Here is a 19,147-nt window from a genome sequence, read left to right as displayed (position 1 = left end):
GGATCTTTTATATTCTACAGATATATTTTGAAATAAATAACTGGAAGCATCTTCTCCATAAATAATTAGCACGTACTCGGTTTATTTAGAGTACGTGCTACATTAATTGATTCATTAAATTTATTTAATGTCCGGCATTACGCTTCAGTTCTATGAACTGCTCTTCCGTTAAGCCATTATTGCCAAACTGAAGCAATTCCGGATCGTGAAAATCACTTCCGCCGCTTCGATACAAATTAAATTTAGAAGCAAATTCTTCTGTCAATTTATAATCAATTGCTTTCATTTTTGAATGATTAATTTCTATTCCCTGCAACCCAAAATTCACATATTTTTCAATTTCATCATAATTATCGTATACACAAGGATGAGCCAGCACTGCAATACCACCATCTTTTTGAATGGCTTCAATGCCTTCTTTAACATCTATATATTCCATTTTCATATCTGTTTCAATAGAGGTTTTGGAAGCAAATAACTGTTTATATTTTTCAGGGTTCATATCATCCGGATATTTTTCCTTTAAAGCCTGGTAAAGATGCATTTTAAAAACAATATTATATTTAGAATATTTTTTGGCATCTGCATAGGTAATATAGTAATTTTTCTGTTTCAGCTCTTCGATGAGTTCTTTATGATAATTATCGCGTGCCTGTAAGGTTTTTGTACACAGTTTTTCGATATGATTCGTTTTTTCAATCCATAGGCCAAGCACATGCACCTTTTTATAAACATCGAAATCATAGCAGCTCATTTCCACCCCGCGAATCGGCTCTATGCCCAATTCCTCAGAATATTGCTTAACCTCCGCCCAATGATCGACAGTATCGTGGTCAGTGATAGCAAGCGCTTTTATATTTTTTTCCTTTGCTCTATCTAAAACGTCCTTTATTTCACATACACCATCACTATGGTTGGTATGAACGTGTAAATCTGCATAAATCATTTAACTCTTCCCCTTTCAAATAATCGCTAATAAATCATCTGCTGCTTTGACATGCTTTTTATTTACAGGAACAACATCTAAATAATCATCGCTATTTGTAATAATGACAATCGTTGTTGTTTCATATCCAGCCTTCTCTATTTGGTCTATATCGAATTCTACAAGTAAGTCTCCTTCTTTTACAGCCTGTCCTTTTTCAACAGATGAATGGAAATACTTCCCTTCCAACGAAACGGTGTCTATTCCTATATGAACCAGTATCTCTATGCCATCATCCGTAGTTAAACCAACGGCATGGCCGCTGCTGAATGCTGCACTTACTACACCATCACAAGGGGCATATAATTTCCCGTTTTCCGGTTTAATTCCAATGCCTTTTCCCATAATACCGCTGGAAAAAGTCTCATCATTAACATTTTCCAATGGAATCAATTCACCATTTAAAGGACTTTTTAATTTGGTATGTTTTTTAGAAGTTTCTTCATTTTTAACTGTATTTGTTTCTTGGGATTTTTCTTCTTCCGGATCGTCAAACCCAATAATGAAAGTTGCTATGAATGTTACAACTGCTGATATAATCAGTGTGAAAATAGCCAGCAGAATATTGTTTTCCTCTTCTGAAATCCACATAGGTAAACTTAAAAGACCCGGGGTAACATAAATAAAAGCTTTCAGTTTCATTATACCTGCAAACAACCCTGCCACTGCGCCGCCGATCATACATGCATACATAGGCTTTTTCAATTTTAGGTTAACCCCATATAAAGCAGGCTCTGTAATTCCGCCTAAGAAAGCCGCCATACTTGAAGAAAACGCCAAAGATTTCAATTGAGTATTTTTACTTTTAATGGATACGGCAAGGGAAGCAGAAGCCTGGGCCATATTGGAACAAAGGGCAACAACACGAATAATCGGGTCGAATCCTCTGGTCGCTACAAGATCAATACTAATTGGACTTAATGCCTTATGAATACCGATAGACACTAACCAGGGATATACCATTGCCAATAATGGAATGGCAATAAAGCCGCCATGATTATAAACAAACATGCTTCCTTGGGCAATTAAAGAAGAAATGAAATCGCCGATTGGACCGACAATAATTAGCGCTAAAGGTACGCTGATTAAAGCTACCAGCAACGGTTCTGCGAATACTTTAATCATCTCAGGCACTATTTTTTTAACAAATCGTTCTACATAAGACATAATCCATACAGCAAGCAGGGCCGGAACCAATGTTGCTGAATATTTAACTAAGGAAACACCAATACCTAAAAATGTAACAGGATCTCCTTCTGACACTAAAGCCATCCAATCAGGATGCACCATCACCAGACCAAGAAACGCACCTAAGTACTGGTTGGCTCCAAAAATTTTAGCCGCAGAAAAGCCGATAAATGCGGGCATGAAGTAGAACCCTGTATCAAACATTAAGTTTAAGACAATATACGTATCCGATTCTGTTGTTAACCAGCCAAGCATCGTTAGTACAAGCAATAATACTTTTCCCATACCACAGCCGGCAAGTAACGGAATTATTGGCGCTATCGATCCAGTAATCGTGCCGATAACTTTATCAAAGACGGACCTGTCATCATTTTTCTTGCCATTGTCACCCGAACCGATACCAATTACTTTTGCTAAATCATTATAGACACGATCCACATTATTCCCAATAACTAATTGGTATTGCCCTCCTTTTTTCACAAGGGACAATACTTCTTTTATGGATTTGATTTCTTCATCATCCGCTTTGGAATCGTCCTTCAAAGTAAACCGTAAACGGGTAGCACAATGAACGACATTATTTATATTGTTCTTTCCCCCTACTGCCTTTATAATTTGATTTACTAATTTTTCATTTTTCATGTTTTCTCCTCCATTTTTAAATGTATTAATGAAGGTTTAGCCAACTTAATGTCACCATCCTCTGTCAGAGCTATCGTTCATCAATCACCGCCTTAAAGGTTATTATAGAAGCTATTGCTTTATTATTTTTGCTATATGAATGGTTAGATACAATAGTTCGTCATTATCCAGAATATAATCATATTTTTGTTCCACATATTCTTTTATCTTCAAGGAACATAGATAAGGCTGCACATATTTTTCTTTAATAATTTCTAATAAATCATTATCAAGCGGATTTTCTTTTTTATTATTTTGTAAAAAAATACGATGACCAAAAAACTTTAAATGTGTAACAAAACGATGATATGCGAGCGATTCCACATCAAATTCGATGGAAAAATAATATTTAACGATGTGGGTAATCTGTTGAATAAAATTTGTTATTTGATAGGAATTATGCACCTCTCCATCTAATTCAGCACTGACAATATGGACAGCAATAAAACCCGCTTCATCCTCCAGCATCGAAATGCCCGTTTCGTTTTTTATCAGCATCACAGCCTCTTGTCCAATTTCAAACTCCTTTTGATAAAAATGTTTGATCTCCCATTGTAATTTATTTTTCAAGGGGATCCCTTCATGATATCTTTGAATACTCGTATAAATATGATCCGTTAAAGATATATAAATACTGTCATTTAAAGGAGTTTCAAGTTTTTCCTTCGCGATATTAATAATCTGTTCGGATAAATCAATGTATTTTACCGGAATCTCATCTATCATCTCAATTATCCGGCTGTGAATTGTCTGAGAGTCAGCGGAAAACGTTTTATAAACTTTATCCTGATCGATGGAATCACCATTCTTTTTGTTATAAGCAATCCCTTTTCCCATTACAATAATCTCTTTATTATTACTATCTCTTGTAATAACAGCACTATTGTTAAGGATTTTTCTTATTTTCATTTCATTGGCCTCCTTACCTGCACTATATTGTATTAATTTACATATTTGTATCTTTATTGATATCAGAATATAAAAAAACCTATTTACAAATAAAGATATTTGTAAATAGGTTTTGTGTAGCTCAGAAGCATGCTATAACAATCCTAATCGTTACTATCATATAGAAATTATATTTAAATTATTTCGTTTTTATATAAAGATTTGATTTATAAAATATTTGATTATAAAAAGCGCTCTCTATGTCACCTAGTATACCATGGGCAGCTTTGATGTCAAGCGCTTACGAAAATCAACTGGAACCTTTTGAAAACGAATCGCCGGTTACTTGGCAGAGTAAATAAAAAAGAAGGCCCTAAACAAGTAAACTTCACTTTGATTAGCAGGCCCCCTTATTCAGACAGGAGATACTGATTTTTTTATCTCATCTTCAACATTTATAAAATAGAAACGAAAGATGTACTTATTTCTCATTAATCCCCTTCACATTATAAAGAAAACTTGGGCGCTCCCAAAAGCGCTGCTTTGCCATAGCATCAATAAATTTCTGGCCAAACTGAGAATCTGTATCCATCACAACGCCCGGCATCCCTTCTATACCCATTTCCTTGATTAAGTGAGCACTCTCTTCCCTCGCACCTATCGGCTTGAAGTGATTGTACATATTCATAATAAAGGTACGGGCCTGATGATGGAAATAATTATCCACTCCGGTTCCGCCGACCAGGTAGGCACCCTCATAGCTTAGAGGAGATCCTGTCAGGAAGTTTTGATCGACATCATACGTCATTCCTTCATTGCTCTTTACTTCACCCAGGTTGTTGCTTACAATCACTACATGCAGCCCTTCTTTTCTCCACTGTTTCAGCAGGGCATCCACTTCCTTCCCAGGAAAGCCCTCTGCCAGAAATACAGCTACTTTTAGCGTTTTCGCCACGAATTTCGTATTCATCAAGCTTACAGCTGGTGATGATTTCGTAACCTTGGATTCTTCTACATCCGGTACCGTAACCCCGACTTTTACCGCAACTTTTTCAGCGAGTTCTTTACTGACTCTCGCCAAGCGGTCAACCATCTGCTGACGTACAGGTACATGAAGACATCTTCCAAGTTCAAAGCTGTAAGCACCGATAATATGCTCCCGTTCCACCGGTGTCATACTGTTCCAGAAAAGCCTCGCCTGTGAGTAGTGATCCTTGAAGGAGCCTGCTGTTNAAGCGTTTGGCATGTGCTTCAATTTGCTCTTTCATCAAGATACACCTCCGCTTTGAAGTAAAGAATCATAATGAGAAAGCCCTCTGGTTGCCGCAGGCATAGTTGGTAGATTAATAGCTGGACTTATCTCCTTATATGTATTGCTTTGATTTATTACAGTGTAAAAACAATGCTTGATTTGATCCGTACTTGGATGGCCATGAGATGAAGCCATCGTAAGAGCTTCATTGAGTAATGAAAAATCATCATTCTTTAAAAGTTCTCCTAATAGGCGTAAAGCATTTTTTTGTTCTTCTTCTGTACAGTTCTTTAAATAGTCCGTCCAAATAGATGGAAACTGGTTGTAAATACTTGAATATTTTATAGCTCTTGGTCGTTTGGACAATAAATCTAGATAAGGCTGCCAAATCATAGATTTCCGCCTTACACCATAGAGTCTGGTGTGTTTGGCAATCACTTCGTTATCTTCGTTCAAAATGGCAATTTCGTTATAAGTAATACGGACTCTAATTTTTTGTTGCGCAAACCTTGGAGATGTCGAATATTGTTTTGTATCTACATTGACGATTCCATATTTGTCTGATTTCAATTCCTCATATCGAGCACATTCAAATCCCTTTTCAGGCAACATAAGAAAGCTATTTAAATCCTCTTCAAACAATTTTGACTGAAGGATCTTTTTATCGTAATGTAGTCGATCACGATCTTTTTCTGCCATTTCCCATAATGTTTCATTGAAATGATCAACGTTTATAATCCTATTTTCCGGTAATAAAAAGTTGTTTCTTACATATTTCACCATGGCTTCTACATGGCCTTTTTCATTGCCTTTACCTGGATTACAAAACTCATACTGAAAACCAAAGTGTAATACAAAGCGTTCAAATGTATCTGTTAATTCACGTTCCCCTTTAGAAAATATTTTGTTCACTGCAGGGGATAAATTATCAAATCGTATCGTCTTCGGAACCCCGCCCATATGTTGAAACATCCGTTGTAAACCTTCCAATAAGCATTCTGTATTTTCCGAAGGAAAAACTTGAAAATAAAAGCTATTACTATACGGAAACGACATCACTAAGTACGGTAAATCGATCGTTTCTGAATCATAGTTAAATGGCCCAGTTCCAAAGTCAACTTGAGCTGTACCTGGTATAGATTCAAGAGGTAAGGCTGCTTCTGTCATCGATTCCTTTAATTCCTTTTTTCTTTTGGATACATAATCGCGTACAGTGCGGTCTGACCCTGTAAAGCTATGAAAATCTCTTAATTGCTCATACATTTTTTTAGCTGTTCTCTGATACTTCTTTTTCTTCTTTAAATCTTCTTTAATCCACTTATCTATAATGGGCTTAACTGGCTCCATTACCCGTGCTTTTCGTTTTTGCTTTTTCTTTCTTTTGAACTCTTCCTGATTTGCATACTTACTAACTGTACGTGGGTCAACTTCCATTCTCCTTGCCACATCGGCATAGGATTCACCTTTTTGATTTACCTCATGTCTGATATAATCAATTTGTGCCACTGCTAACATCTCCTAATAACCTCCTGTCGAACGTTGTTGGTCCAACGAGGAGTTTAAAGTTATTTGGAGGAGTTGGCAAGTGGCGTATTTAATTTATGTATGCCCTACGGGCCATACATAAATTAAATGCCAATCCCTACATTATTAGTTTGCCATAAACAACCAAATTACCTGCTTCATACTTTTCAATCCATACAGCTACTTCTTTATATTCATCATCTATGTTGAAATCAAAAACAAAGGATTGCTCTGAAGTAACTGAAAGTATGACGTCTTCTCTCTCTGTTAATTCACTGATAGAAATAGTGTTTGCATCGGACTCATTTTGACCGCAGGCAGCTAATGTTAGTGCCGTTAATCCTGTTATTAATATCATCCAAACGCTTTTCATTTTTTCTCCCCTTCCCTGGCTAATCTAGCCTAAATCTATACATAAACTTTCTAACTGGTTTAAACATAATTCCAGCCTATTTTTTATCATTTCTTTATTCCCCATTATATTTTCTGGTGTTATATCCTGATTTACCAATGCTATTTTTTGCGGATTGTTACGTCGTTTTTCAATGATACTGTCAATCTTCGCTGCAATCCGTTCCATATCAAATGTTACATGCGTTGAAATCAATTTATGTAATATATTTATGTAAAAGTCATTGTCATCTTGCCAAATTCGTTCAGTTTCTTCCTGTATGCTTCCTTCAAGATTTTTCCCATTGCATTTCAACTTACCAAATCCCTTTATATCAGGCGGCTGGTTATGCATTTCCTGAAAGAAAATTCCTGCCTTTTCTCCTATAGAAAATGCTTCTGTTTGATTTATTCAAATATTCAAAATTAAAATTGAATGCTAAATCCATTAAAATAATGAATTCCCGTCCCAAATCGCATTAAATCATGCTTTCGTAAATATTCCACCGCATTTTTAACCTCATTTAAAATTTCAGGAGTAAGTCCAAGTGTATTATGAGCTCCATAAATCATGGAGATACTATTTATTTTGGTTAGCTTCTCTAACGATTTTACTAATTCTACAGGATTAGTTGTTGGATAAAAAGCATAGATGGGTGTTTCATCATATAATAAATCGCCAGTGAATAAATAGCCGGTATCTTTATCAAATATTGCAATATGTCCCGGGGAGTGGCCGGGAGTATGATAGATAATTAACATTCTATTTCCCAAGTCCACAATATCTCCATCTTTTAATACTCCTGTCGGCTCACCTTGAAAGGGTTTATATGTATTTGGATCAAAACTTTCCGGTACTGGAACGCTAATATCTCTCGCGGTATTTTGTCTAATTTGCTCTAATGACAACCCGACAATTCCATGAATGAGCCAATCTCTTTCAGCCTCATGAACAAACAACCTGTTATACTCCCCATGACTTCCAATATGATCGGAATGAACATGTGTAGTAATAACATCAATCGGCAGGCTGGTGAGCTGGTCTGTAATCCGCTTCATATTATCAATACCTAAGCCCGTATCGATTAATGCTGCTTTTGTATCTCCTATCAACAAAAAAGAATGTACTTTCTCCCAATGTCCAAGCTCGCTAATAGCATATGTTTTTTCATCAATTTTCCGAACCGTAAACCATGGATCGTTTAACATAAATATACCCCCATTTTTATTAGCGTTTAATCCTTCCTCTTGTTAAAAATATCTTTAACAAACGCTTCCTTGAAATCAGTATAATCATTGACTCCAGTGGAAGACTTCCTCAAATATTCCAATTTTATTTCTAAATACTGTTTTCTTGCAGCCTCGTTTGCATTTAAATAATCCCTAAAGAAAATTAGATTATTCCATAGCTCCTTTTGATATTCAACTAAGTGAATAAAATGCGTTTTTACTTCATAGGTGTCATCCGTAAACTTTGCTAATACAATTTCTCCCGGTCTCTCCACTTTCAGTCTTAAGAAGCCCGCTCTACTAAAACCTTTAAATAAGGATTTATCTACCTTAGTCAGATCGTCAACACCCACCAATATATCAATGATTGGTTTTGCGGACATCCCCTTAATTGCTGTACTGCCAATATGCTGGATCCGATTTTCTTCAAGGGCTGTTTTTTCTGCCAGTTCTTCTTTCACTCTCATAAATTCTTCGTTCCATGCAGGTGTATAGTCCATTAATCTCACTTCATCACTGTTCAGACCTAATTTCACGGCTTTCACCTCTCGTATTTTGTTATGAATATCTTTCTTAGCCCTTTATTATTTAAAACGGTAAATCATTAAGTTTTATCGGTGTTATTTCTTTATTCTCCCAATCACTTCTAATAAATGCATAGCAAATGGAGTCTGAAACAGTACCATCCTTATTTTCCCAGGCGTTTCGCAGGTATCCTTCCTTAACATATCCGCATTTACTAAACGTTTTTCTCATAGCTATGTTGTCACTTCGAGTATATGCTTCTATCCTAATCTTCTTATCAGGTAACTTAAAAATGTAATCCGTAATCCAATTAACTGCTTTTTCCCCAATACCTTTCCCTCTGGCGATTCTGTCTAAGCGAATGTCAAAAGAAGGAATAGTATCCGTAATATCATGGATAATAATTAACCCAACTTTTATATTATTTTTTTCAATCCAAAAAGTTTCTCTATCCTTCTGATACCAACCTTCCTGATATGCTTTTATAATCTGCTCGTTTGAAGGTTTTTGATCCGGATGAAAATCCCAATTGTTATTTGTCATTAATGCAACTAATTCATTTAATTCCTTTTCCAATTTTACTATATTCATTTCGCTCAACTATCTCCCCCCAATACACTCGCTGCTTCGCTTCAGTATATTGTATAAACATATTTTGAATATTTTTCGCGTTTTATGTAGGAAACGAATCATTTAATAATTATTACCTTTAATTATTGCACTCATTAGCTAAAACCCTGCCAGGCAAGATAAAATCGTCAAAATGATCTTATCTTCTTATTTTGGTGTTAGATCTTATCGTTGTCTGTAGTTCTCAAAGGGAACCCAAATTCCATTCCCTTCTATTTCACAATCCTTCCCGGCAACTGAACAAACTTAAGATAATTTTCTTAATCTTCTTTTTTATCTTGAAACAATAATTCAGCGAAGGTTAATATAAGTGAAAGGATTAACTTTGTTTCCAAAGAAAGAATAATACTGTTCATGAACGCATCTACGGTCATAATAACAATCCAGTTTGTTGCAAATCCAAAAAGAAATTCGATGACAAGTGATATTGGACACCGAGTATTACAAAAATTCCAGTTATTCCAAAGAAGTAAATTGCCACTATAATTCCCACAATAAATAAAACTAAAAGTGTCATTCCAATTATATTTTTTGTCTTTTCTTTCATAAATAGGTGTATCTCTCCTCCTCTACTAACTGTCTCAAATATTGTAAATTATTCCTTGTAAATTTACTTTAACATACATTTATTGCAAAATTCTATATACTAATCCCAATAGTGAAGAAATTAGAAATCTAATAATTGATCAACAAAGAGCCCTCCTAAGCATAATAAGGTGTCATTGTAATGACGCCGAAATGAATAAAAATACCAAGGAGGACTCCTTTAATCTTTTTATGGTTCAATACCCATTATACGAGACTTAGGGAGTGCTTCTTTTTTATATTTCAAAATGCTTGAGATACAAGTGCTTAGAATTATGAAATTCATTCAACTTGTAAAGATATTAAAAGCTCTTTTTATTTTTCTCAAGGTATTGTAAAAGCCTATAGCCTATATTTTGTATATCTGGATTAGTAAAAGGCAGGTCAAACCCGCTTGAGCCATCAAAATCCTTGTAAACTTCAAAATATATTGCCTTTCTGGATTCTTTGGGGAAGTTTATTTGCAATTGGTATAGTTCCATTGCCCATTTATCATAAGTAACATCATCTATAATAGCTTGATTCAACTGGTAGTAAAGAAAAGAATGCACTAAAATCTGTCTTCTTCTTCTACTTATTAACTCTATCATTGACTGATTGATTTATAATCCTCCTTAATAAAAATATTTTCATATCCTTAAATTGTATAATGAATTCATTAAGCAATATAATTTTAACTTTACGATCTAAATTTAAAATTATAAGACATACCTTCTATATTTAATAATTCGGAAAATCCAGAATAAGAATAGCATTCGGTTATTAGAAATATTATTTAACAAATTTCCAAAAGCTTGGCCCATAGTTATTTTTCTTAATAAAAACTTCTATTTCATTAAAAGGCAAATTTTCTCCTACTTTAAGTTTATAGATTTCATTATTGATAGGGGAACCAAAAGAAATCTCTAATTGTTTGTCACTAAGGTTAAATAGTATAGAATGAACAGTTCCGAAATTTTCTTCAAAATTGTGTACTGTTACGCCATTAGGGAATTCCGTTAACATTAATTGTTGTAATTCATTCTTTGTAATCAAATTATTATTTTCTAATCTATTTTCCAAGATATGATAACGTATTTCAGATTGTTCTAATTTCCCGTGTTCTAACTTAATTATTTCTGGCATTACAGCATGATTGGTTGCAATAAAAAATCCTAATTTTTCATTTTCTCTTTCTACTACTTTTTTCCACCATAAGTTTCTATTAAAGCCGCATTACCATTAACATCTGCCAAAAGCAGATTCATATTAGTTCCAATAGGCATATCCTTTAAATAGGAAATGCCTTCCTCAACATCTTTGCAATTTTCGAGTAAAGCTCTCACTATTACCATAAACTGCAGTCCTTTTACACCAGGCTTTTTCATCCCCGGATGTTTTCCAACTGGAATACCACATGAGGCAAATGCTACACAGAGCCCCTTTTCATTTAAGCCTTCACTTCGACCAAAGTAAGAAACGGAGAATCCGGTATGACCGTATTTCCCTTCGACTTTCAATAAAACATTCGGATAAAAGTGGCCCTGGAATTATGGAAACGTCTTTTTCAATTTGTTCTTTCAATCGGTGCATTTCTTCTATTTGTCTAGAAATTTGTTCTCTTTGATCCTCAAGTTCATCCATTTTATGTTCTAATATGTTTTTCCATTGTATCTGATCAGAACTCTCAATAAATTCCTTAATTGCAGCTAAGGAGAATTGACAGCTTTTTAAAAGCTTAATTTTATTGAGACTTTGAATTTTGTCATAGTCATAATAGCGATAGTTTGTTACCGGATCTATGTAGGAAGGTTTTAATAATCCAATGTCGCTATAATAGCGTAGTGTTTTAACGGGAATATGACATATTTCGGAAAATTTGCCTATAGAGTACATGTTATTCTCCTTTCCACCTTAAAATACGTTTTTTATTTTTAAATAAAGATAAGTTTAATCTAGCAGCCTGTTTTAATATAACAACTTCTAAATTACTGAAACCAAAAAATGGAATGGCAATATTTTATGATTTTTAATCATTGTTAAAACAATCATCAATTAGCACAAAAAATATAGTCAATCACTCGATGTTATTCTTAAATAATACCCATCTGGATCCATTATTCTAAAATCAGCCATTCCCCAATGCCTTTGGGTTAACTCTGTCTGAATAGGGTAACCTTTTGCAACTACTTTGTTATAAATATTCTCTATATCTTCAACTTCTAAAACTATTTCTACCCCTAAACCCATTTGTTGATCAAAACCAGTATTTTTAATGGGATGATGGTCAGGCAATTTTTTCATTTCTCCTAAACCTAAAACTACTTCACCATTACTTACAGGTATGTAACCTTTATTGATTTCCTTCGGGATGTTAAATTCCAAAATATCACTATAAAATTCCACTGATTTTTCTATATTGTCCACAAACAATTCGAGTCTTAATTTCATTATACATTCATCCTTATTCAAATTAATTAGATTAATATAGAAATAATTTTTGGTTTTTATTAAAGGTCATAACTAAAATTCTTTCTATATTGTTGAGGTGAATATTTTAACTGTTTTTGAAAAGCATGATAAAAACTGGAATAACTTTGAAACCCTACTTCATAACAAATGTCCATAGTGGATAGATCCGAGTGTTTTAAAAGATGAACTGCTTTACTCACACGGATATTCTCTAAATAGGAACGCGGCGTTCGAGATGTATGCCTTTTAAAAATCCGTCCCAAGTAATATGGGCTTATACCGATATTTTGCGCTATTTGCTTCATGGTAAGGTTTTCTGTGTAATGTCTCTGAATATATAATTTTGTGTCATTAATGATATCCATTAGCGGATCAAAATTGATCATTTCAGGCTGACATCTTTTACAAGGACGAAAACCAGCACTTTTTGCCTCTTCAGCTGTTTGAAAAAAGGTGATATTTTCTTTATTAGGGTTTCTTGATTTACAAGACGGACGGCAAAAGACCCCTGTTGTTTTTACCGCATAGAAAAATAGACCATCATAGGAATCGTCACAGTTATTAGCGATTTTGACCATTTCGTTGAAAGAAAAGTTTGTATAAACCATTCCGTTCACCTCCTGTCTGTTCTGTTGTACCAGTTTTCCTTACAAAACATATATGCTATATAGATAGAAACCACGATTAACGGCACCATGATATATGAGCGAAAAAATGGAAGAACAAGCGCACATAAAACGAAGGCAGCTAATGAGCACCACCAAGGTAATGTTCCTTTTTTAAACAGTTTAACACCAGCCGCCATCGAAAGAATATAAACGATTATCCCTAAGGATGTTGGAATAAATAAAATATCGTTAAATGTAAGAGAAAATGCACTTGTAATGAAAATCCCCGCCCCAGCAAATATAACGACAAACAAAACCATGCGTCTGGAGATTGGGATTTTTGGGTGTAACTTAGAAAAATATGCAGGAAATGCTCCATCTCTGCTTAGTGAATATCCAAGCTGTGTAAGACTTGCAACAAATGCGTTTGCTGTTCCTGTGCAAATAATAAAAGCAAGAATACCAGTAAGCAATTGAGCATTCACCCCCAGTGTATCATTCATAATAATCGCAATTGGAGATAAATCACTCTCCTCATTACCATACGTCCCCGTCCCTATCGTTATAAAGCTAAGCGTAAGAAAAAGCACACCTATAATGATGACACTAATAATGGTACTTCTTACGATATGTTGTTTAGGCTGTTTAAAATTATTTGCCAGGTTGCAAATTGCTTCCCAACCAAAAAACGCCCAAAAGATAACGGTTACAGCAGATCCAATGGAACCACTTCCGCTTGGGAGGAACGGAACGAATTGACTCCAGCTTATACTAGGGATGGACAATACAATCGCCGTTACTAACAATAGAAATAAACATCCACTTAACAATAATGCAATTTTACCACTTACTTGAATACCGAAATAATTAGTGATTCCCGCAATAGCCAATATCAATAAGGCACAAAATGATATTTGAATCTGAGAAAAATCAAGAGCATTCCCTAAATAATAAGCTCCTGTTAAAGCAACAATGGTCTGACCAACCGCTGCTGTAACAAAATAGAACCACCCGATAATATTCCCTGGATGTTTCCCGAATGAATTACGTACAAAAGTAGCAGCTCCTCCAGCATCTGGATATTCTCTTGCTAAGCAAGCAAAGGAATATGCGAGTGGAAAACTAATAATAATCACAATCAGCCAGGCAATTATCGAGGCTGGCCCAGCTATGGAAGCCGTAACACCTGATAAAAAGAGCACCCCTGATCCTAAAACCATTGCTATATATAAAGCAATGCCTTGAAATAATCCAATTGATTTAGCTGGCATGTAGTCACCTCTTTTCTACATGCATTATACAAATAAAGAATTGAATTACACATTCGGATTTTTGCTTTTTAATTTTAAAGGATAAAATAGACATTGCATTTCTTCATTTTTACTACGTGTTTAATTTCTATATTTTTTATCTAAGTCGTTGTCGCTGCGAGAATATCTGAATAATTCTTTCTCTATATTTTAGTTAGCATAATCCTTGTGCCAGAATCACTGCTGTCTATTTCAATATGAAGGTTCAACAACTTTGGAACTTCATGAATAATATTTAATCCCTTTTGATTAGATCGCTGAAGCTGCTTTTCCAGATCGAAGCCCACACCATCATCAGTTATAATCAACTGTTCTTGTCCATTATCTCTAACACCCTCTATTGTTAAATGACCAGCCATAGAGTGATATAAAACATTTTGCAAAATATTATCAAAAAGCCTTTCAAACCATACTCTATCTAATTCCCAAATAATATTAGAGTCTATATTGCTGGTATATTTTATTTTTTTGTGACTTAAAGCATTCTTCCATTTTTCGATAATATCATTTATACAGTTATTTAAATTAATCGGTGACATATGAGTAATGATAGAGTCAGAGTTCAGATAATTCTTATGATATATCCGCTCGCTCAGGGTCGTGATTATATCTGCATTTTTATTAATTTCATCTATTGCTTCATCTACGTTTTGTTTTGTTTTTAGGTAGAACAGATTAATTTTAATGATAGACAACGGTGTTTTAATATCATGTGAAAGTTGATCTAAATATCTTTTTCTCATTTCTTCCGATTCCCTGTATTTATCTTGATTGTATTTTAGTCGATCAATTAATATATTTATTGACTCGCCCAGATGTTTCATTTCGCTATTTTTCAATACTTGAGGGGCGACTGGTTCTGGATATTTTTGATCTTTTGCTATATTCCTTATAAGATGAGAAAGCAGCCTTATTTCAGATGAAATATTTATAATAATTTTTGATAGGAAGAAAACGTATAATAAAATCAGAATGAAAAAAATAGAAAATACATATATATAATTTTCATATGCTATAAAAGGAGTATCAGTCCCATTGATATAATCATGTATTAAATGGGCTCCCAATACAATATAATTTGAAATCATAAAAGCAGCTGGAAAAAATAAGACAGAGATAAGCGTTAAAAAGTATATCTTTTTTTTCAATAGCATCATTCCTTTAAATCCAATAATTTGTATCCATAACCATAAATTGTTTGAATTAATTCGCCTTCCATATCTACTTTATTCCTTAGACTATTCATATACACATTTAAGGAATTTGCTTGACTGCTACGGGCTTCTACTCCCCATACATGATTTATTATTTGCTCTCTTGATAGACTAATATTAATGTTATCGTATAAGTAAAAAAATATCTTATTTTCAGTCTCACTTAATGGTATTCTTTCTCCCGTTACACTATCTGAAACCAAATGTGCCCGTTTATCAACTATTATCTCATTTAAATAAATAAGATCCCCATATTTGTCTTTCAAAAGATTTTTAAGCCTTGCAAGAAGCTCTAAAGGTTCAAACGGTTTGGGTATAAAATCATCACCCAATTCTAATCCTTTGATTTTATCATCTAGTTGACTATGTGCTGTTAAAAAGACGACAGGTTTGTTAGGATAAACCATTTTTATTCGTTTACAGACCTCATAACCACTATCAAACGGTATTTCGATATCTAACAAAAAAATATCTATGTTGTCAAAATCTGAATAATTAAATCGATTATCTGTTTTGACAGTTACCTTATTAAAATAATCACTCAAAAATGAGTTTAAAAACTTTGATATATCTGGGTCATCTTCGAGTACAAAGATGTTTAACCGTTTAAGTATGTCTTCCATAGCCAAACTTATTCTCTCCTTTACAAGCTTTTTTTATAAATCAATCTCAAATTTATTACTAGCATAATAGTATTTATTAGTACAAACAGGCCTATGCCAATAATAGTTGGAGACACATCTCCTTCATAATAATATCCATTATCAATGACTAATAATCCGAGTCTATACCCAAATGTTGTAGGAATAAAATAAGAAAAAGGTGCTGCCATTAGAATCATGGACATTAAAGAAATACCTATCCCAATCGATATGCTTGCTACTATATTCTTAGTCAACTGGATAATGGCAGCAAACGCTAAAGTTACGGTCATAATCACTATTACATTCAGGATAATATAAGAGGAAATTAAGCGAAGAATATCCTCAATACTCCCATCTACTACAAAATAGAAAACAGACAGAATAACTAATTGCATTATACAAATAGCTAACATAATAATTGTAGATACAAATATTTTTGAAAAAAGCAATTTACAACGCGAAATATTATACGTTATCCAATCTAAATACATCTTGTTCTTATATTCCATATAAAAAGTAAAGGAGATTAATACACTAGAAATGATCGGTAACATCATAAAATACTGGTTGTAATAGGTAAAGTAAAATCCACCATCTAAGCTTATATCTCTATTATTAACAGCAAAATTGGCGAAATTCATTAGTAAGGGAATCAAGCTAAGTATGACAATGACCAGGATTACCTTTTCACTCTTCATTTTAATCCATTCATTTTTGATCAACCTAAACATAGCTGTTCACCTCAATCAAATCTGTAGACATTAGCTTAATATATAAATTTTCTAAAGTTAGTTTTTCTACATCACTATATACAAAATCATTTGTAGTCTTTAACTTGTTGAAATTGTTTTCGCTCAAGATGAAGTATAAATCTTCTTTACTACCCTTCAAAATATTAATATCTTGTTTAATATTTGGATTATCAGGTATTTGTTGCACACTGCCAAACATATATTTGTCTTCTTTATTATCAATTTCCAGGATTTTTTTGCCGTCTCTCATGAATACGAAAGTATCCGTAACTAAAGAAACTTCATTTAAATTATGACTAGAGATGACAATTGTTCTTTGATTGTCTTTTAGGTTCTGTTCGATGAGATTTCGCATATCTTTCATGCCCATAGGATCTAACCCATTAGTAGGTTCATCCAATAGTAATAAATTAGGATCTCCCATCAATGCTTTTGCTACACCCAACCGCTGTTTCATCCCCATAGATAATTCCTTAAACTTTTTATGTTTGGCATCAGGTAAGCCGACTGTTCCTAATAAATGATTTACAATTGAATCATTGTACTCCATATCAGCATATGAGGCATGTAACTTTAGATTTTCTACACAAGTTAAGTTTGGATAAAAGGAAGGATATTCAATTAATTTGCCAATAACCATACTATTATCACCTCTGAAGATGTCTCCCTCATATTCTATTATATCTAATAAAGCTTTAAATAACGTGGTTTTTCCCGCTCCATTAGGGCCTAATAGTCCATAAACTTTACCTCTTTTCATTTCCATATTTATACCATTTAGAATGCTATATTTTCCTACTTTAAAACTAACATTTTTTAAAATAATCATTATTTCCCCCTAAGCGTTATGGATAATTAAAAATGAAATCACACTAAAGATATAAATAACAAATAACACAATAGCTGGCTTAAAATTACTTCCTTTAAAGCCGTTTTTAACAATTTCTACTACAAATAATGCTGCGGATAGCAGAAATGATATAATTGCCAGCATTATAAACACCTTATCCATACTTTTACCTCCTTGATTTATCGTGTTGTCTATACTGTAATACATGATTATTAAAAAAATATTAATTTTTTAGCTATGCAATTATAGAGTAAATCAACAAGTTACTAAATATAGTTAAAATGGCTGTAATTCACCTGCACAAAATTGTTAACAACATATTATATTGCGAGACTTTATCCCAACGGGCCCATATTAAGTCAATTTTTGACTTTCTTACAGAAACGAGCAATAACCAGCGCCTTTTTGCCAATATGCTTATTTCCACCACCCCACTCTTGATAATGTTCAACAATTAATGATTTTCTTAAATCCAAATTATACATCCAGAAAGTACAAACTTTGATTACGATAACTTGTTGTACAAGTTATGTGATATAATTCCATCTAAATATAGGAGGGTTCATTTTGAAAGAAAGCCGCTTGTTTAAAATTATGTATTACCTTTTGAATAAAGAAAGAGCTACTGCCTCGGAATTAGCTGAAAAATTCGAGGTTTCCCTCAGAACAATATACAGAGATATTGATGTCTTAAGCAGTGCCGGAATCCCTATATATACATCTACAGGAAGAAATGGCGGTGTATATCTGGTAGACAATTTTGTCTTGGACAGGGCTCTGTTATCGGCCGAAGAGCAGCAAAATATATTAGTAGCATTACAGCATTTAGAAGTAACTAAAAATGGCTCAAATAATAAAACAATATTGAAATTAAAGGCTCTATTTCAAACTCATATACATCAATGGATAGACATAGATTTTTCTCAATGGGGAGAATACAATAATGTTCATAATAAATTTGAGGTAATTAAAACTGCTATTTTAAGTAGAGTACAAATTCACTTTGAATATGCAAATTCTCAAGGAAAAATGAGTCAGAGACTCGTAAACCCGGCAAAATTACTATATAAATCAAATGCCTGGTATCTACAGGCCTATTGTATAGATAAAAAGGATTTTAGGGTATTCAAGCTAAGCAGAATCTATGAAATTACCATTGTGGATCAATCATTTGAGCCATTAGATATTCCATCTTTAGATAAAAAAAGCGATACAGAATACATTCATCTTGATTTACTTTTCTTAGAAGAAATAGCATACAGAGTTTATGATGAATTTAATTTAAATAATATAACACGACAAAATGATGGCAGCTGTTTAATGCATAATAAAAGTACAGAGTATTGCAACCAAAATGTTAGAAGGTTGCACAAATAAAAAAAGGCTTGCCAGCCCTAACAAAATACTCTACCGTTAATAGCGACTAAACAAATTAATGGT

24 protein-coding genes are annotated in these 19,147 nt (G+C 33.6%); 1 reads left to right on the top strand and 23 read right to left on the bottom strand.

Annotation, left to right across the window (positions count from 1 at the left end; all coding sequences use genetic code 11):
• Positions 1 to 124 precede the first annotated feature (124 nt).
• From BN1068_RS10960 to BN1068_RS23615, 23 genes are all read right to left on the bottom strand, one after another.
• Positions 125 to 946 (bottom strand): PHP domain-containing protein, encoded by an 822-nt coding sequence (locus BN1068_RS10960; RefSeq protein WP_077602915.1) that lies wholly within the window; start codon positions 944 to 946, stop codon positions 125 to 127.
• Positions 947 to 961: 15 nt separating this feature from the next.
• Positions 962 to 2,815 (bottom strand): PTS beta-glucoside transporter subunit IIBCA, encoded by a 1,854-nt coding sequence (locus tag BN1068_RS10955; protein WP_077602914.1) that lies wholly within the window; start codon positions 2,813 to 2,815, stop codon positions 962 to 964.
• Between the two features lie 111 nt (positions 2,816 to 2,926).
• Positions 2,927 to 3,763 carry a BglG family transcription antiterminator LicT gene (gene licT / locus BN1068_RS10950; RefSeq protein WP_077602913.1) on the bottom strand — a complete coding sequence of 279 codons (837 nt, stop codon included), beginning with the start codon at positions 3,761 to 3,763 and terminating at the stop codon, positions 2,927 to 2,929.
• A 460-nt stretch (positions 3,764 to 4,223) separates the two neighbouring features.
• Complete coding sequence (locus BN1068_RS10945; RefSeq protein WP_077602912.1) at positions 4,224 to 4,988, bottom strand: catalase-related domain-containing protein; 765 nt, start codon at positions 4,986 to 4,988, stop codon at positions 4,224 to 4,226.
• A 21-nt stretch (positions 4,989 to 5,009) separates the two neighbouring features.
• A complete protein-coding gene (gene istA / locus BN1068_RS10940; protein ID WP_077112926.1) occupies positions 5,010 to 6,509 on the bottom strand; it encodes an IS21 family transposase in 1,500 nt (499 codons plus the stop codon).
• A gap of 127 nt (positions 6,510 to 6,636) precedes the next feature.
• The gene (locus tag BN1068_RS10935; protein ID WP_077602911.1) at positions 6,637 to 6,891 is read right to left on the bottom strand and encodes a hypothetical protein; all 255 of its coding nucleotides are present in this window, start codon (positions 6,889 to 6,891) and stop codon (positions 6,637 to 6,639) included.
• Between the two features lie 24 nt (positions 6,892 to 6,915).
• Complete coding sequence (locus BN1068_RS10930; protein WP_139344816.1) at positions 6,916 to 7,224, bottom strand: hypothetical protein; 309 nt, start codon at positions 7,222 to 7,224, stop codon at positions 6,916 to 6,918.
• A 110-nt stretch (positions 7,225 to 7,334) separates the two neighbouring features.
• Positions 7,335 to 8,117 (bottom strand): MBL fold metallo-hydrolase, encoded by a 783-nt coding sequence (locus tag BN1068_RS10925; protein WP_077602909.1) that lies wholly within the window; start codon positions 8,115 to 8,117, stop codon positions 7,335 to 7,337.
• Between the two features lie 26 nt (positions 8,118 to 8,143).
• Positions 8,144 to 8,674, bottom strand: a complete 531-nt coding sequence (locus tag BN1068_RS10920) for a GrpB family protein (RefSeq protein WP_077602908.1) — start codon at positions 8,672 to 8,674, stop codon at positions 8,144 to 8,146.
• Positions 8,675 to 8,726: 52 nt separating this feature from the next.
• On the bottom strand, positions 8,727 to 9,254 hold the full coding sequence (locus BN1068_RS10915; RefSeq protein ID WP_077604048.1) for a GNAT family N-acetyltransferase: 528 nt from the start codon (positions 9,252 to 9,254) through the stop codon (positions 8,727 to 8,729).
• Between the two features lie 299 nt (positions 9,255 to 9,553).
• Positions 9,554 to 9,667 carry a hypothetical protein gene (locus BN1068_RS23960; protein WP_439822977.1) on the bottom strand — a complete coding sequence of 38 codons (114 nt, stop codon included), beginning with the start codon at positions 9,665 to 9,667 and terminating at the stop codon, positions 9,554 to 9,556.
• A 513-nt stretch (positions 9,668 to 10,180) separates the two neighbouring features.
• Complete coding sequence (locus BN1068_RS10905) at positions 10,181 to 10,468, bottom strand: DNA ligase LigA-related protein (protein WP_439822976.1); 288 nt, start codon at positions 10,466 to 10,468, stop codon at positions 10,181 to 10,183.
• A gap of 181 nt (positions 10,469 to 10,649) precedes the next feature.
• Positions 10,650 to 11,003: a C45 family peptidase gene (locus BN1068_RS23955; RefSeq protein ID WP_254846750.1), complete on the bottom strand. Its 354-nt coding sequence runs from the start codon at positions 11,001 to 11,003 to the stop codon at positions 10,650 to 10,652.
• Between the two features lie 53 nt (positions 11,004 to 11,056).
• On the bottom strand, positions 11,057 to 11,377 hold the full coding sequence (locus tag BN1068_RS23950; protein WP_254846749.1) for a carcinine hydrolase/isopenicillin-N N-acyltransferase family protein: 321 nt from the start codon (positions 11,375 to 11,377) through the stop codon (positions 11,057 to 11,059).
• Positions 11,316 to 11,753: a MerR family transcriptional regulator gene (locus BN1068_RS10895; RefSeq protein WP_077602906.1), complete on the bottom strand. Its 438-nt coding sequence runs from the start codon at positions 11,751 to 11,753 to the stop codon at positions 11,316 to 11,318. The genes BN1068_RS23950 and BN1068_RS10895 overlap by 62 nt, the downstream gene beginning before the upstream one ends.
• A 177-nt stretch (positions 11,754 to 11,930) precedes the next feature.
• Positions 11,931 to 12,308 (bottom strand): VOC family protein, encoded by a 378-nt coding sequence (locus tag BN1068_RS10890; RefSeq protein ID WP_077602905.1) that lies wholly within the window; start codon positions 12,306 to 12,308, stop codon positions 11,931 to 11,933.
• 59 nt (positions 12,309 to 12,367) lie between these two features.
• On the bottom strand, positions 12,368 to 12,937 hold the full coding sequence (locus BN1068_RS10885; RefSeq protein ID WP_077602904.1) for a bifunctional transcriptional activator/DNA repair enzyme AdaA: 570 nt from the start codon (positions 12,935 to 12,937) through the stop codon (positions 12,368 to 12,370).
• A gap of 5 nt (positions 12,938 to 12,942) precedes the next feature.
• Positions 12,943 to 14,208: an APC family permease gene (locus BN1068_RS10880; RefSeq protein WP_077602903.1), complete on the bottom strand. Its 1,266-nt coding sequence runs from the start codon at positions 14,206 to 14,208 to the stop codon at positions 12,943 to 12,945.
• 182 nt (positions 14,209 to 14,390) lie between these two features.
• Positions 14,391 to 15,395 carry a sensor histidine kinase gene (locus BN1068_RS10875; protein WP_139344814.1) on the bottom strand — a complete coding sequence of 335 codons (1,005 nt, stop codon included), beginning with the start codon at positions 15,393 to 15,395 and terminating at the stop codon, positions 14,391 to 14,393.
• A 5-nt stretch (positions 15,396 to 15,400) separates the two neighbouring features.
• Complete coding sequence (locus BN1068_RS10870; RefSeq protein ID WP_254846800.1) at positions 15,401 to 16,084, bottom strand: response regulator transcription factor; 684 nt, start codon at positions 16,082 to 16,084, stop codon at positions 15,401 to 15,403.
• Between the two features lie 20 nt (positions 16,085 to 16,104).
• Positions 16,105 to 16,836 carry an ABC transporter permease gene (locus BN1068_RS10865; RefSeq protein WP_077602900.1) on the bottom strand — a complete coding sequence of 244 codons (732 nt, stop codon included), beginning with the start codon at positions 16,834 to 16,836 and terminating at the stop codon, positions 16,105 to 16,107.
• The gene (locus BN1068_RS10860) at positions 16,829 to 17,686 is read right to left on the bottom strand and encodes an ATP-binding cassette domain-containing protein (RefSeq protein ID WP_077602899.1); all 858 of its coding nucleotides are present in this window, start codon (positions 17,684 to 17,686) and stop codon (positions 16,829 to 16,831) included. Before BN1068_RS10860 ends, BN1068_RS10865 begins: the two co-directional genes overlap by 8 nt.
• 9 nt (positions 17,687 to 17,695) lie before the next feature.
• Positions 17,696 to 17,869 carry a hypothetical protein gene (locus BN1068_RS23615; protein ID WP_175637133.1) on the bottom strand — a complete coding sequence of 58 codons (174 nt, stop codon included), beginning with the start codon at positions 17,867 to 17,869 and terminating at the stop codon, positions 17,696 to 17,698.
• A gap of 405 nt (positions 17,870 to 18,274) precedes the next feature.
• Between BN1068_RS23615 and BN1068_RS10855 the strand changes: the two genes are divergently transcribed.
• Positions 18,275 to 19,084 (top strand): helix-turn-helix transcriptional regulator, encoded by an 810-nt coding sequence (locus BN1068_RS10855; RefSeq protein ID WP_077602898.1) that lies wholly within the window; start codon positions 18,275 to 18,277, stop codon positions 19,082 to 19,084.
• Positions 19,085 to 19,147: the final 63 nt, after the last annotated feature.

This window comes from Oceanobacillus sojae (assembly GCF_900162665.1).
Classification (GTDB): domain Bacteria; phylum Bacillota; class Bacilli; order Bacillales; family Amphibacillaceae; genus Oceanobacillus; species Oceanobacillus sojae_A.
This window is presented reverse-complemented; position numbering and strand designations above follow the sequence as displayed.